We start from the raw sequence: 14,431 nt of genomic DNA, 5'->3' as shown, positions 1-14,431 counted from the left end.
CTTCCTGTAATTTGATGCCGGACCCCGGACCGGGATATTTTTTAAACACCAAAGAGTTTGCCGCGAAAGCCGAGCTATGCGCCCCTACTACAAGAACGTCAAAATGGTCCGCCGCACACGGGTGATGTGGGGATCATGGCGAATATGGCAGCCAAGGCTGGTGTTCTGGGTCGGCGCTCTCATGATCGGGGTGATCAGTGTGTTTTTCGCACGTGCCGCCGATTATGCCTACGAACTGTTCGAGGGCTTGCGGCACACGACCGCCTATTCTCCCTATCTGCCGCTTGTGCTGACACCGCTGGGTTTCATGCTGTGCTCCTATATGAGCACACGGCTGTTTCCCAACTCGCAAGGTTCCGGCATTCCGCAGGCCATCGCCGCCCGGCATCTGCACAATACCGAAAGCCAGCATCGCCTGCTCAATCTGAAAGTGGCCGCCGGCAAAATTCTGATGACCATCATCGGGCTGTTCTGCGGCGCCTCGATCGGCCGTGAGGGCCCGACCGTGCAGGTTGGCGCCTCGATCATGATCCAGACCGCGCGCTGGGGAAAGATGATCCAGACCAAGGGGCTGATCGTTGCAGGCTCCGCTGCCGGCATCTCCGCCGCCTTCAACACGCCGCTTGCCGGCATCGTGTTCGCCATCGAGGAAATGAGCCGCGCCTATGAGTCGCGCGCCAACGGGCTGGTCGTATCCGCCATCATCCTCTCCGGCCTTGCAGCCATCGGTCTTGCGGGCAACTACACCTATTTCGGTCAGGCTTCGGCCATTGCCGTGCGCCCCGAAGAATGGGTGGCCGTGTTCGTCTGCGGCATTGGCGGCGGCCTTCTGGGGGCCCTGTTCTCGCTCTATTCGCTGAAAGCCGCCCGCCGTATCAAGCGCTGGGCGCAGCCTGCCCCGATCAAGCGGATGGCGATTGTCGCCGGCGGCTGCGGCCTTGCCGTTGCGCTCATCGGCCTGGTCTTCGGCGGCGCCACCTTCGGCACCGGTTACGAACAGGCCAGAACCGTCATCGAGGGCGGATCGATCAATCCCTTCTTCTTTCTCGGCAAGCTGTTAGCCACCTTCCTGTCGATGGCTTCGGGTATTCCCGGCGGTATTTTTGCGCCGTCGCTTTCCGTTGGCGCCACACTCGGCTCCACAGTTGCCCACGTGCTCGGCATCAGTATCGGGCTTGGCGCGATCCTCGGCATGGCCGGTTATTTTGCCGGCGTCGTGCAGTCGCCGATGACGGCTTTCGTGATCATTCTGGAAATGACGGATAATCACGACGGCATCATCACCCTGATGGCGACCTCCATGCTCGGCTATATCGCCTCGCGAATGATTTCGCGTGAGCCGCTCTATCACGGCCTGTCGCGCGCCTTCATCGCCGACAGCATCAAGTTCCAGCGCGCCCGCAACCGCGAGACAGCGGCCGGCGAGCGCAGTTCCGCCGAGGAAATGCGTGAAGAAACCCGTCGCTACAACGAGAAGGGTGCGATCTAGAGCCCTTCGGGGCAGCGCGTTCTAGCAATCAGGAGTTTTGCGCCAAGCTTTTGCAGGCCCTGTCGATAAATCAGCAAGCCGGTTCCTCGCGGCGTATCGCCCGTGCTGTGATACTGCACCAAACGGACATGAAGCGAGTTTGATGATGACGCTTTCCACGACGATAGACCTTGAGAAGACACTTGCCGGGCTGGATCTTGAAAACCGGCTCCGATTGATTGCCGAAACCGGCAGGCCCGCCGTGCTCACAACCAGCCTCGGTATCGAGGATCAGGTGCTGACCGCGGCGATTGCCATGGCCAGACTGCCGATCAGGATCGTCACACTCGACACGGGACGGCTGTTCGACGAAACCAGCCAGCTCATCGACGATACCGAGCAGCGTTTCAACATCACGATCGAGCGTTATACGCCGGACGAGCAGGCCGTTGCCGGCTACATTGCAGAATATGGCAAAAACGGTTTTTACGAGAGTGTCGAAGCCCGCCACGCCTGCTGTCATGTGCGCAAGCTGGAGCCGCTGGCACGCGCGCTTGACGGCATGTCCTACTGGGTGACCGGCCTGAGGCGCGGTCAATCCGGCAATCGTGCTTCAACGCCGTTTGCCGAAGACGATCCCGCGCGCCATCTCACCAAGATCAATCCGCTGGCCGACTGGAGTATCGAAGACGTTCGCGCCTTCGCCGAAGAGCATGATGTGCCCCTCAACCCGCTCCATGCCCGCGGTTATCCCTCCATCGGCTGTGAACCCTGCACCCGCGCCATCAAGCCCGGAGAACCGGAACGCGCTGGCCGTTGGTGGTGGGAAAACGATGCAAAGCGCGAATGCGGCCTGCATGTCGCAGGCGCTGCCCGCTGAACGTATCACCGGAAAGAATTGTCTCAGAAGCGGCGGGTTGAATTGCCCTCGATAATATCGAAGGGCAGTTCAACGGCCGCATCCGGCCGCTCGCCCGCCACCAGATGGCGCATGATCAGATCGGCGGCCTTGAAGCCGATATCATAGAGCGGCACATATACCGACGTCAGCGGCGGCGCTTCCATTTCGGCCAGATCGACACCGTTATAACCGCAGATGCCAAATTCCTCGGGAATGCGGATACCCAGTTGCTGGGCACCGAAATAAACCCCCATGGCCAGACTGTCATTGTGGCAGAAAACAGCATCCACCTCAGGCATCCGCCTGCGCAAATTCTGGATCAGTTTGCTGCCCTGTTCCATCGGATTGCCGTTTTCCGCCTCGAACACATAAGCCGGATCATAGCGGCCAACCTTCAACAGCGCATCGCGATAGCCCTCGAAGCGGCGGCGTGAGCGGATATCCTTGCCGCCGCCGAAAAGCGCAATCCGTTCATAGCCCTTTGCCAGAAGATGTTCGACGGCCGCCGTGGCAGCAGCCCGGTTTCTGATGCCCACACCCATATCCAGCGGCTCGATACTGGTATCCATCATCTGGACGACGGGGAAACCGAGCTCGGCAATCAGCGGCTTGTTGACAGGGAATTCGGCAACGCTTTCAAGAATGATGCCGGCCGGGTTCTGGGCCACGAAAAGCCGCAGCAGCTTGGCTTCCTCTGCCGCATCCAGACCGATATTGGCAAACTGGGTGCTGACATCGCTGGTCAGAAAGCGGTCCTCGATGCCGCGTGCAGCGTGAAAGAAGCCATTCATGTCCATGATCGGCGCCAGTACGGCGACGATGCCGCTGTGACGGCTGGCCAGCGCACGCGCTGCGAAGTTCGGCACATAGCCGATCTCTTCCACCACTTCCAGGATCGTCTCGCGCAGCTTGTCAGAAACCTTGTGCGGCTCGCGCAGGGCACGCGAAACCGTAATCGGGCTGACACCCGCCAGCCGTGCAACATCGCTCAACGTCGTCCGTGTTCTGGAACCGCCCCTCAGCCGAAAAGACAATTATTCAATCCCCTACTTCGCCTTCCGGCGTCTCTTGTGCCACACAGATTTCAGTTTAGCCACAATGCCCGACTTTCCAGATCAAGGCAAAATGCCATTTGTCAATTCTTCGCAAGCGCATCCCGTTTACGAGGTGGTCAACGCCTTCAGATCCGTCTGCGGGTCCGCAATCACGGCCGGTTTCGGATGAATGCCCGCGCCCAGCATTTTCTTGGCGCAGACATAAGCCCGCGCATCGTTGACGGCGTCGACGGCAAGCATCTCGTCGCCCCGGAAATACCAGACTGACTTGCTGCCCTCCCGGGCGCCATCGCGCGTCACGACCCGGTCATAACCGCCATTATATCCGGCAATCTGCAGCTTGACGTCATACTGATCCGACCAGAACCACGGTTGTGCGACATATGGTTTATCCGAACCTGCCAGTATGGCTGCAATGGCCTCGCCCTGATCCACGGCATTGGAGACCGATTCAAAACGGATGCGCTCGCCCCGGTAGGGCTGCTCGACACAATCGCCGACAGCAAAGATATCCGGATCGGAGGTGCGCCCGTAGGCATCGACGACAATCCCGTTGGCAACGGCAAGGCCGGCATCCTTGGCCAATTGGTCGTTCGGCGTTACGCCGATCCCGACCACCACCATATCGACGTCGATAATATCGCCATCCGACAGGACGGCGCGACGCACATGGCCGTCCTCGCCCTCGAAATGGATCAGCCCGGTATTTTCGCGAATATCGACACCGTGGGACAGGTGGATGTCACGCATGATTTCGGCCGTTTCAGCAGCCGCAACACGCTTCAGGATACGATCGGCCATTTCGATGACCGTCACATCGACATCGAATTTCCGGGCCACGGATGCCGCTTCCAGACCGATATAACCGCCGCCGACCACCAGCAGCCTGCTGCCGGGCTTCATCGCACCGGCAAGCCGGTCGGCATCCTGCTTGTCACGCATGACGAAAATGCCGTCCAGATCGCCGCCGATGTGGCCGGGCAGGCGTCGCGGCGTTGCCCCGGTCGCCAGCACAAGCGCGCCATAGGACACCGTCTGGCCGTCCTGCATCAAGACATCTTTCGTCTCGCGATTGATCCGCTCGACATAGCGCTCCATCCTCAGATCGACGTCATTGTCGGCATACCAGCTTTCGGAACGAAACAGCAGACGATCAAATGCCATTTCGCCGAGCAGGTATTTTTTCGAAAGCGGCGGACGCTGATAGGGCGGAACCGTTTCCGCGCCGATCAGGGTGACCGGTCGTTCAACCTTGAGTGCCCTCAGTTTGGCAGCGACAGCAAAGCCGCCCTGCCCGCCTCCGACAATGACAATCCGGTCCGACACGGAACGTCCTCTTTTGGTTTTCTTTTTCGATACAGGTCAATGGCTTACGTCGCCAATGCCCATCCGTCAATCACGCCGGACCATTGCGGCGGCGAAGATCACAGCAAAACGGCCCGGAGCAGTACGCTCCGGGCCGCAAGCATTTCACATCAAACCGTCAGGCGTCTTAGAGATTACCCTTGCGCTGCTGGACCATCATGAACTTGTCGAACGAGAATTCTGCAAGCTGCATCCACAGATAGGCGTCCTTCTTGAACTCCTGCTGGCTGTCATAGATGCGCTTGAACCAGGCATTCTCGGCCGAGATTTCGGCGAAGGTCTCCTGCGACACCTTGTAGCAGGCGTCGAGGATTTCCTGGTTGAACGGCTTCAGTTCAGCCCCGTCGGCCACCAGCTGACGCAGCGCCTTCGGGTTGCCGGCGTCATAACGGGCCAGTATGTCGAGGTTTACGGCATCACAGGCATCCGTCAGAATCTGCTGGTAGCCGGCCGGGAGTTCGTTGAACTTGTCGAGATTGGAGAAGGCATGGATGGTCGGGCCGCCTTCCCACCAGGCCGGGTAGTAATAATATTTGGCGACCTTGACGAGGCCGAGGCTCAAATCGTCATAGGGACCGACAAACTCCGTGGCATCGATCGTGCCGCGTTCCAGGGCGGAATAAACATCACCGGCAGCGATCTGCTGCGGGGTCACGCCAAGCTTGGCCATGACCTGCCCGGCAAGGCCGGCAATGCGCATCTTCAGGCCCTTGAGGTCCTCAAGCGAGTTGATTTCCTTGGCAAACCAGCCGCCCATCTGCGCACCGGTATTGCCGGCCGGACGGCCCCAGACGCCCTTTTCGGCGAAGAATTCGTCAAACAAATCATTGCCGCCGCCCTGATAGAGCCACGCATTCTTCAGACGCGCATTCATGCCGAACGGCACGGCCGTTCCCAGACCATAGGTCATGTCCTGGCCGATATAATAGTAGGACGGCGTGTGGCACATTTCGATCGTACCGTCGCGCACGGCATCCAGCACCTGCAGCGGCGGAACCAGTTCGCCACCGGCATAGACCTGGATGTCGAAATTGCCGTCGGTCGCCTCGCGTACGCGGTCAGCGATGCCGGTCGAGGCGGAATAGAGAATATCGAGAGACTGCGGAAAGGCGGACGAAAGGCGCCAGGTGAGCTTGGGGGTTTCCTGCGCGATGGCGGGCGCGGCGAGTGCGGCCGGAGCAAGGGCGCCGGCCGAAGCAACGCCTGCCTTTTTGAAGAATGTGCGGCGATCCATGGGTGTTTCCTGCTTCTTTGATATAGAACCGGCCCGGAACGGGCAAACGGGGTGTATTTCCGGAGGTCCGGGCGAGCCGTACCGATGGGTACTATACGTTTTCACAATGGCTTGCAAGCCTGAAAGCCTGCCCCGCCGCTGCATTGCAGCAGCTGGTATTTCATACCCGGAAAGACGGGCGGGCGCGTGTGCAAAGGCACACACCGCGGAAACAATATGACGGACAGACCGGACGGTGTTTCACCGTTGCATATCCCGCGTCCGATCAGCGAAAAAGCCGCATTTTCTTACCCGACGGCTTATCCCATCTCAATCCGGCGGCAACCGGTTGGGCGCGTTTCCCGCCGGCGGTGACAGTCCCGCCAACCCCCACCTCTCAACATCAAAGACAATTTGCCCATCGGCACGTCATCTGTTATGACTGACCGGTCAGTCATAATTTGAGAGGCTCATACGTGCCCGCCCAACCGCCGTCAAAGCGCAGATCCATTGCCCCCGAAGCCCGCCGAATTGCCATTCTGGAGGCCGCGCTGGCCACGTTTTCCGACAAGGGCTTCGCCAATGCCCGGATCGAGGACATTGCCCGGCGCGCGGGGATCGGCAAGGGCACGGTCTATCTTTACTTTCCCGACAAGGAGAGCCTGTTCAAATCCCTGATCAGCGATGCGCTGCGCCCGCTTCTGATGGCCGCCCATTCCGCGCTTGAGGAAAGCGATATGCCCCCGCGCGAAACGCTGGCGGTCTTCTTTCATCTTCTGAAAACGGAAATCCTGGCCACCGAAAAGCGCAACCTGGTGCAACTGATGGTGATGGAAATGCGGAATTTCCCCGACATCGCCGAATTCTACCACGAAAATATCATAACGCCCGGACTGGCGCTGATCACCCGGGTTCTGGAAAAGGCCGAAAGACAGGGCGAACTGCGCTCTGCGCACGTGCTGAAAGCGCCGCAGGTGATCTTCGCGCCGGCACTGCTGTCGGTGATCTGGGAGGCGAATTTCACCCGGTATGGCGATCTCGATATCGATGCCGCATTCGATTTCTACCTGGACACCCTGTTCAAACCTGCCGATGGAGACATCCGATGAAGCGCATTCTCCTCGCTGTCGTTATCCTCGCTGCTGCCGCGGCGGTCGGCTATTCCCTCTTTCGCCCGTCCGAGGATCACGGCTGGCTTGGCTGGGTCGAAGCGGACACGCTTTATATCGGCGCCGCCAATACCGCACGGCTGACGACGCTGACGGTGGCCGAGGGCGACACTGCCACGCAGGGCCAGGTGCTGTTTTCGCTGGAAGCCGATGCCGAAAAGGCGGCCGTGGAGACAGCGAAGGCCAACCTGCAAAAGGCAAGAGCCGCACTCGCCCTTGCGAAAGCACCGCAGGACCGGCGCGAACAGCTGGAAGCGTTGCAGGCCTCACGCGAGGAAGCCAAGGCCGCGCTCGAATATGCCGACAAGTCACTGACACGCGCGCGCTCGCTGTTTCAGCAGCAAAGCGGCACAAAGGCCAATCTGGACAATGCCGTCAGCACCTATGAACAGGCAAAGGCCGCCCTCGACAAGATCGACGCGCAGATCGCCCTTGGCAAGCTGCCGCAGCGCGACCAGCAGATCGAACAGGCCGAACAGGGCGTCGCGGCAGCGCAATCCGACCTTGCGGCGGCCGAGGCCACGCTGGCGCTCAAGACTGTTTCGGCCCCTGAAGCCGGCAGCGTGGAAGACATCTATTACCGCACCGGCGAGGTGGTGCCTGCCGGTCGCCCGGTTCTCGCACTCCTGCCGCCGGGAAACATCAAGATCGACTTCTTCGTGCCCGAGCGTGAACGCGCTTCACTGAAAATTGGCGACCGTATCGGTTTCACCTGCGATGGCTGCGGCCGTCAGGAAGCCACCGTCTTCTTCATCGCAAAGGATGCCGAATACACCCCGCCGGAAATCTTCTCGCGCGAGGAGCGCGCCAAGATGGTCTACCGCGCCGAGGCCCGGCCGACAGACCCCGCCGCCCTACCCGTCGGCCTTCCCGTCAATGTTGAGAGCGAGCCGCGCTGATGGATACGCCGGAAAATGTCATATCGGTCGAGGGACTGACCAAAAGCTTCGGCGGGCGCACCGTGGTCGATCACCTGACCATGAATGTCCGCAAGGGCACGATCCACGGCTTTCTCGGGCCGAACGGTTCGGGCAAGACCACAACCATCCGCATGCTGTGCGGCCTGCTGACGCCCGACAGCGGGTCCGGCACCTGCCTTGGCTACGACATCACCCGCGACGGCGAACTGTTGCGACGCCATGTCGGCTACATGACCCAGCGTTTCTCGCTCTATCAGGACCTTACCATCCGCGAAAACCTCGATTTTGTGGCGCGTATCCACGGCCTGCAAAACCCGCGCAAGAAAGTCTCCGACGCCATTGAACGACTCGGGCTCGGCGGGCGGGAAAAACAGCTTGCCGGCAATCTCTCCGGCGGCTGGAAACAGCGGCTCGCGCTTGGCGCCTGCACACTGCCCGATCCCGACCTGCTGTTGCTCGACGAGCCGACGGCCGGCGTCGACCCCAAGGCGCGACGCGAATTCTGGGCCGAAATCCATGCGCTGGCCGCCGACGGGCTCTCCGTTCTGGTCTCCACCCACTACATGGACGAAGCCGAGCGCTGCCACGAGATCGCCTACATGGCCTATGGCAAGCTGATGGTGACCGGCACGGTCAAGGACGTGGTCGCCGCCTCGGGCCTTGAAAGCTACCTGATCACCGGCGCCCATGTTCACGATCTTCAGACCGAACTCGAACAGGCCGACGGCGTCGATCTGGTGGCCCCCTTCGGCTCCTCGCTCCATGTCTGCGGCCATGACAGGGCGGCGCTGGAGCGTGCGGTTCAGCCCTATCGCGACCGGCCGGATACCCAGTGCCGGCCGACGGAGGCGACGCTGGAGGATGCCTTTATCTACATGATGAATTCATCGAAGGACAATTTCGATGACGGCTGAAAGAACAAGCCGCTTTGCCGCGCTCAGGCGTTTCTGGGCGATGACGGTCAAGGAATTCATCCAGATGACCCGTGACCGGCTGACCATGGGCATGATGATCATGCTGCCGATCATGCAATTGCTGCTGTTCGGCTTTGCCATCAACACCACGCCGCATCATCTGCCGACCGCCGTCATGCTGTCGGAAAGCACCGATGCCTCGCGGGCCATTCTGGCATCGCTCGAAAACACCGACTTTTTCGATATCACCGGGATCGTCACCAGCGACGCGGAAATGGACCGGGCGCTGGAATCAGGCGACGTGCTGTTCGTGGTGGAAATCCCGCCCGATTTCGAACGCGACCTCAGACGCGGCCTCTCCCCGTCCCTTCTGGTCGCAGCCGATGCCACCGACCCGGTCGCCTCGTCATCTGCACTCGGCGCGCTTTCGGGCGTTGTCTCCTCCGCGCTTTCCGGCCTGCACGGCATCAATATTGCAGCCCCCCAGGAGCCGGCCTTCAACATCATCCAGCATCGCCGCTACAACCCCGCGGGCAAATCCACGCTCAACATCGTGCCCGGCCTTCTCGGCACGATCCTGACGATGACGCTGCTGATCTTCACGGCGCTTGCGGTGACCCGCGAAATCGAGCGCGGCACCATGGAAAACCTGCTAGCGATGCCGATCCGCCCGATCGAGATCATGATGGGCAAGATCATGCCCTATGTTTTCGTCGGCGCGTTTCAGGCCGCCCTGATCATCACGTCGGGCCTGTTCATCTTCGACGTGCCGATCCTCGGCGATCCCTGGTCGTTGGCGCTTTTGACCCTGCTCTTCGTCGTCACCAACCTGTCGATCGGCTATACTTTCTCGACGGTGGCGAAGAACCAGCTTCAGGCCGTGCAGATGTCTATGATGTTCTTTCTGCCGAGCATTCTGCTTTCCGGTTTCATGTTCCCCTTCGACGGCATGCCGCGATGGGCGCAGTATATCGGCGAAATCCTGCCGCTGACCCACTACCTCAGAATCGTACGCGCCATCATGCTGAAAGGTGCCGATATCACCGCCCTCGGCTTCGACAGCGCCATGCTGGCAGCCATCGCCCTCGTCGCCATCGCCATCGCCGTCTCCCGCTTCAACAAGACACTGGATTGATCCGCCTTGGCCCATAGAAAGAGCCGTCATCCGGATCAAAACAGCTTTCGGGCTCGAGAGGTTTACGCCTCCGGCGAAGTCAGCGACCGCCCACGGCTATCCCCGGCTGCATGGTGACGATGGCAACGACAATATTGGCCGAAACCGACTAGACCGTGATAACAAGAACTGCCAAAGCGATGGAGAGAATGTCAGATAGATCGGCCATGTGGGTAATTGTCCGCCGTGTTCAAAAGAAACACCATGTACATTCGTAACCCGCCACACACTCTCCCCAAGCGGGCGACCGCAGAAATCGTGAACGCCCAATAGAGATAAAGTTTTGAAATGTTGTGCGCGAAACAACAAAAGGAGCTTTGTTGCGACAAGATTGTGCTCTTCAACAGGTTAGCATGGCCTGCCCGTCAACCCGCATCCCCTCATTGCAAACCTGACGGCTTGCCACCGCAACCTGCCGTCAGGTCTGCAATATCTCCCTCCCTAGGGTCCAAGATAACCTTCAGGTTTAATGTTGTAGGGTGACATGTTTACAGGATTTGGAGAAGTCGACACAAGATACAGCAGGTCCCCTTTACTCAAGGTCTGGCCGTCCTGATAGTAGGCGAGAAAGTGATCCTGCCTAGGGGAAAGCGGATAATCGACAATCTTTTTTCCGTCGCTCAATCTCCAGCCCAGAATCTTCTGCCCATCAACAGAGCCCCTTCCCGAAACTGAATTCGTGCCGACGGCTTCAACCCACACCGGCGGCGAAGACCTCGCACCCACCTGCACTATATATGGATCTGAGGGGGCTCCCGACGAGTAACTGGCGGTCGCCGAAATCGTCGTACCGAGCGGCAATTGAGCGCCTATATCGACCGACCATTTTCTATCCGACACCGCAATCGGGGGGGAAGTCCGCGTCCATCCGTTAGGTTCCTGAACTGTCATCGTGACAGACGTCTTGGGTAGCGAAGTTCCGAATATAGTAGAAGTCCGGGAGCTCTGAATTGTTGGAGGAACCGGCACCGCAGGATCAGTAACCGTGTAAGATTGCGATTTACTCGTAGTCCCGCCATAGCTGTCTGGTCCTGCAAGTTGGGTTGCGACAGCGTAGATTTCATCACCAACCGCGGCCGGAGTATCCGCATATAGTTGCCAAATTCCGTTTGAAACGTCCACCGAGTCTTTTGCCACCGGCGCATCATCCTTACTGGCATTCTTCACCACGATGGACGTATCAGGCGTCCCTTCGTTACCACTAAAGTATGCCGTCGAATAGAGTGTGATATTCGGCATGACCGGCGTTGGCAGAAACGGCGAATTCCCGACTGTGTACTTCGGCGAAGAAGCCGACCAAGGACCAGGCTCACCATCCACGACCGCACGCGCTTCGGCGTATACATGATCACCATCCGTCGGCGGATAATCCACGACGACGCTCCATCGACCATTTTCGACAAGCCCTGGCGTCTTCGATATCGGCGCTCCCTGCCAGTCGGCGTTGAAGACACTAACATAAGTACCGTCCACGGCCTCCTTGCCTGCGAACACACTGCCGGAATAGATCTCCATGGTGGGGGCCGGCGGCTTAGAGGCATATGAATTTGATGACATCATCTCTCTCCAGGAAATTGTTTTACCAAAAAATTTCGACAAAAGCAGAAGTCCATCTGCGTTCTCTAATTTACCGCAATCAACTCATAGTTGCAATTAATTTAAATTAACTCCTATAGAGAGAACCACACACAAAAAAGACGATGATCGATCTGCGTCGGCACACCAAACGCAGTAGTGCATTGCAGATTAAGGAATCCCAGACAGAAGCGAACGGGCAACGCATTTTGAGCGCTTCGTCGAAGTTGTACCGCGTGTCGGCAACAAATCACATACTTCCGCCAGAGGCGGTGGTTTGGAACGCTGCGCTTGAACCACTAGAAGTGATTTTGTTACTGATCAAAAACTGCCTTTGAACAGGTCGGCATAGTCCGAAGCCTTGTCGGCCTTCTCCTGATTGCGGATATAACGTCTGACGACCTGCTCATTGTAGCCCGTCGTCGAAACGAAGCACCCCCGCGACCAAAAGTGATACCCCTTGTATTTGCACTTGCGGGCGTACTTGTTGCCCACATAGATCGACGTCTTGCCTTTCAAAAACCCGACAACATGCGCCACCGAATATTTCGGCGGGATCGATATCAGCATGTGTACGTGATCAGGCATCAGGTGCCCCTCTTCTATGTGGCAACCCTTTTGCAAGGCCAGTTTCACAAACAAATCCCGCAACTCCATACGAAGCTCACCATAGAGCCGCTTCGTCCGGTACTTACTGGAAAACACAACGTGGTATTTGCAGTCCCAGGTGCTGTGTGATAGGTGATTTTCATCCATAAAAACCTCCATGCTTACGCATCTTGACCACGCCAATGGTTCAAGCATGGAGGTCTCTCGTCCTTAATGTAGAACGCGTCCAGTCCTCCACCGTAGGTGGAGGTTTATTTCGGATATAGAAAAGGCCGCCGGAAAAACCGGCAGCCCCAGTTTGTTGAAAGGCACTCTCCCCGTCCTCGGCCTCGCAGTCCAGCACGCCGCAAGAAGAGACATCCTCAGCAGTCTTTGCTGGCCCCGCGCGGCCGGCGCCCCCCCTTGAACGCACCTCACTCCGGTGCGTCGAGCTCAAAGAACTGCTGCTTGCTGTCCAGTTTCCACGTCTTGATTTCTTTCGCGTCGAGATCCTGACCTTCGAGCGACACCTTGCGAATGGCGGAATCGTCGTAGGTGCGGATATAGAAGGTCTTGCTCTCGGTGTCGTTGCCGCTGGTCCACTGGGTATAGTCCGCCTTGACATTGCCGTGCTCGTCCTTTTCCTCGCTGCTTCTCACGACGCCACGCGGAATGTCGAAATTATTGAGGATATGGAAAAGCTCGACCATGGCGTCCTCGCCATCGGCGCTGTCGAACACGCCATTGGCGAAAATGGCGGCGCGCACGAAGCGTGACGGCGGCGTGAAATCGCCCGGCAGGCCGAGCAGACCCGTGCTCTGGCCAAGCCCCGGCACGGTAAGGTCGCCGATCTTCTTTGGCTCGGAATTCCAGAGGCCAAGATTGAGGTAATTGTTGAGGTTGACCAGATGCCAGTCGAATGTCGGCTGGTTGGTAATGACGCCAACCGGATTGTCGTAAAGCTGGAGCTTGCCGCCGGTATATTCGATGACCAGCGTGGCGCCGGAAGGGTCGGTAACCACGTAATGGACCGGCACCACCATGTTCCATTGCTCGAACATAACCGCTGGCACGACCACGTCCTGAATACCGGCGCGCGCTTCCTCGACCGTGGCGAAATTATCCAGGATGTAGGAGACGACCTCCCAGGGCGCGATGGTCTTCGAAGCGTCATCCGCAGTGTAGGGCTGGTACTCGGCATAATCCATGAAATAGAAGATACCGGCAGAAAGCCCTTTTTCATTCAGCCCCTCAAGGAGGATCGGCAGGCCGAGCCCATTGGCGCCGACGCTCGCATATCTGGTCGTCCAGCTCTTGCCCTGCTTGCCATCCGGCGTGGTGCCGACCTTTTCGAAATTGCGCGGCACGAGCATGACGTTCGATTTGATATCGACCCCGAATTCCATGGTCCGACCGCGCACGACCGCGCCGTCCTTGGCGGTCAATGTGATGCCCGTGCATGCCTCGGCCACAGGACTCAGCATAAGCGACGCGGCGACCGCCCATGTCATAATCCTGGCGCTCCGTCCCAGCTTTTTTTTGTCAAAATGCATAATACTCTCCATTCCTCCATGCGAAGCGAAGGAGAAAAAATGATTGGCCAACGCCCCGCGACAAACCAGTCTGCGCGCCCGTCCTTGATTTTGACAACTTTTTTTCCGCGACCCCAAAAAAGGTCCAGGCACCTGACCGTGTAACAGCGACGAGCGGTTCTGTTCGAAAGCAGAAAGGCCGCGGCTCTCACACCGGGCCTCCCTTTTTGTCAACTCCGCGCGTGCCTACTCATCCAGCTTCGGCGAGGCGGACGCAATCAACCGCCAATTACGATTCGACCACGTAAGGTTGTGAGGGTTTAGATGTCGGGCTTAGCGGGCCACCCGTTAACATGGTAGCAATCGCGTAGCACTTGCTTCCAACTACGAGCGGAAAATCGGCAGTCAGGCTCCATTGTCCATCAACAACAATGGCCTCCTTTTGCGACACCCCCTGCCCCGTGCTTGTAGCGTAGACCATGACAACGGTATCGGCCGTAGCCTCGGTCCCTGAGAAGACACCATCCGAATAGCCGGTTATAACAGGAGGTGCCACG

The 14,431-nt window shown here is 58.6% G+C and carries 12 protein-coding genes; 6 read left to right on the top strand and 6 right to left on the bottom strand.

Annotated features, from left to right (window positions below; all coding sequences use genetic code 11):
• Window positions 1-76 precede the first annotated feature (76 nt).
• Both ACHZCU_RS15430 and ACHZCU_RS15425 read left to right on the top strand, forming a co-directional pair.
• On the top strand, window positions 77-1,489 hold the full coding sequence (locus tag ACHZCU_RS15430; RefSeq protein ID WP_106301746.1) for a chloride channel protein: 1,413 nt from the start codon (window positions 77-79) through the stop codon (window positions 1,487-1,489).
• 145 nt (window positions 1,490-1,634) lie between these two features.
• A complete protein-coding gene (locus ACHZCU_RS15425) occupies window positions 1,635-2,348 on the top strand; it encodes a phosphoadenylyl-sulfate reductase (RefSeq protein ID WP_319519807.1) in 714 nt (237 codons plus the stop codon).
• Window positions 2,349-2,371: 23 nt separating this feature from the next.
• On the opposite strand, the gene ACHZCU_RS15420 is transcribed toward ACHZCU_RS15425, so the two are convergent.
• The 3 genes from ACHZCU_RS15420 to ACHZCU_RS15410 all read right to left on the bottom strand — a co-directional run bounded on the left by ACHZCU_RS15420 (window position 2,372) and on the right by ACHZCU_RS15410 (window position 6,023).
• Window positions 2,372-3,361 carry a LacI family DNA-binding transcriptional regulator gene (locus tag ACHZCU_RS15420; protein WP_181190643.1) on the bottom strand — a complete coding sequence of 330 codons (990 nt, stop codon included), beginning with the start codon at window positions 3,359-3,361 and terminating at the stop codon, window positions 2,372-2,374.
• Window positions 3,362-3,529: 168 nt separating this feature from the next.
• Window positions 3,530-4,750 (bottom strand): FAD-dependent oxidoreductase, encoded by a 1,221-nt coding sequence (locus tag ACHZCU_RS15415; RefSeq protein ID WP_319519464.1) that lies wholly within the window; start codon window positions 4,748-4,750, stop codon window positions 3,530-3,532.
• A 166-nt stretch (window positions 4,751-4,916) separates the two neighbouring features.
• Window positions 4,917-6,023, bottom strand: a complete 1,107-nt coding sequence (locus ACHZCU_RS15410) for a TRAP transporter substrate-binding protein (RefSeq protein WP_106301755.1) — start codon at window positions 6,021-6,023, stop codon at window positions 4,917-4,919.
• Window positions 6,024-6,478: 455 nt separating this feature from the next.
• On the opposite strand from ACHZCU_RS15410, the gene ACHZCU_RS15405 reads away from it, so the two are divergent.
• Genes ACHZCU_RS15405 through ACHZCU_RS15390 form a run of 4 tightly spaced genes read left to right on the top strand, consistent with a single transcriptional unit; the run spans window position 6,479 to window position 10,140 of the window.
• The gene (locus ACHZCU_RS15405; RefSeq protein WP_319519463.1) at window positions 6,479-7,111 is read left to right on the top strand and encodes a TetR/AcrR family transcriptional regulator; all 633 of its coding nucleotides are present in this window, start codon (window positions 6,479-6,481) and stop codon (window positions 7,109-7,111) included.
• A complete protein-coding gene (locus ACHZCU_RS15400; RefSeq protein WP_319519462.1) occupies window positions 7,108-8,070 on the top strand; it encodes an HlyD family efflux transporter periplasmic adaptor subunit in 963 nt (320 codons plus the stop codon). The genes ACHZCU_RS15405 and ACHZCU_RS15400 overlap by 4 nt, the downstream gene beginning before the upstream one ends.
• Window positions 8,070-9,005, top strand: coding sequence for an ABC transporter ATP-binding protein (locus ACHZCU_RS15395; RefSeq protein WP_319519461.1), 936 nt, complete (start codon window positions 8,070-8,072; stop codon window positions 9,003-9,005). The genes ACHZCU_RS15400 and ACHZCU_RS15395 overlap by 1 nt, the downstream gene beginning before the upstream one ends.
• Window positions 8,995-10,140 carry an ABC transporter permease gene (locus ACHZCU_RS15390; RefSeq protein WP_319519460.1) on the top strand — a complete coding sequence of 382 codons (1,146 nt, stop codon included), beginning with the start codon at window positions 8,995-8,997 and terminating at the stop codon, window positions 10,138-10,140. Before ACHZCU_RS15395 ends, ACHZCU_RS15390 begins: the two co-directional genes overlap by 11 nt.
• 480 nt (window positions 10,141-10,620) lie before the next feature.
• On the opposite strand, the gene ACHZCU_RS15385 is transcribed toward ACHZCU_RS15390, so the two are convergent.
• The 3 genes from ACHZCU_RS15385 to ACHZCU_RS15375 form a co-directional block, all read right to left on the bottom strand.
• Window positions 10,621-11,778, bottom strand: a complete 1,158-nt coding sequence (locus ACHZCU_RS15385; protein ID WP_319519459.1) for a hypothetical protein — start codon at window positions 11,776-11,778, stop codon at window positions 10,621-10,623.
• Between the two features lie 297 nt (window positions 11,779-12,075).
• Complete coding sequence (gene tnpA / locus ACHZCU_RS15380) at window positions 12,076-12,510, bottom strand: IS200/IS605 family transposase (RefSeq protein ID WP_319519458.1); 435 nt, start codon at window positions 12,508-12,510, stop codon at window positions 12,076-12,078.
• A gap of 266 nt (window positions 12,511-12,776) precedes the next feature.
• The gene (locus tag ACHZCU_RS15375) at window positions 12,777-13,826 is read right to left on the bottom strand and encodes a linear amide C-N hydrolase (protein ID WP_394706076.1); all 1,050 of its coding nucleotides are present in this window, start codon (window positions 13,824-13,826) and stop codon (window positions 12,777-12,779) included.
• Window positions 13,827-14,431 lie beyond the last annotated feature (605 nt).

The sequence above is a fragment of the uncultured Martelella sp. genome (genome assembly GCF_963677965.2).
Taxonomy (GTDB): Bacteria; Pseudomonadota; Alphaproteobacteria; order Rhizobiales; family Rhizobiaceae; genus Martelella; species Martelella mangrovi.
The sequence above is the reverse complement of the archived record's forward strand: the minus strand, read 5'-3'. Positions and strand labels throughout refer to the sequence as shown.